1 protein-coding gene is annotated in these 268 nt (G+C 32.5%); it reads left to right on the top strand.

Annotation, left to right across the window (positions count from 1 at the left end; genetic code table 11):
• On the top strand, positions 1 to 268 hold a 268-nt coding region (locus SB754_RS20565; RefSeq protein ID WP_410784214.1), incomplete at both ends, for a hypothetical protein.

The following is a 268-nucleotide window of genomic DNA, read 5'->3' as shown; positions in this document are numbered from 1 at the left end:
CAATTAATTGAAATGTATTTGAAAGTTTTGACTAAGGTTATAAAAGCGAATTATAAGGATAATCAAGTTGAAAAACTAGACCAGATTAAAGATGAGCTCATTAATGGATTTATTGAAGCTTTAAACAGCACAAGAAACACAGAAGCCCAGCCTCGGTTATTAAGTGAAGAGCAACGTTATGAAGTTGCGGTTAAAATTTCTGAGTATTCAATAGGGTTCCTTAAGGATAAATTGCAAACAGTTTATTATGAGGCGAAAAACTCGCTTA

The organism is Leifsonia sp. SIMBA_070, from assembly GCF_046534635.1.
Lineage (GTDB): Bacteria > Actinomycetota > Actinomycetes > Actinomycetales > Microbacteriaceae > Leifsonia.
This window is presented reverse-complemented; position numbering and strand designations above follow the sequence as displayed.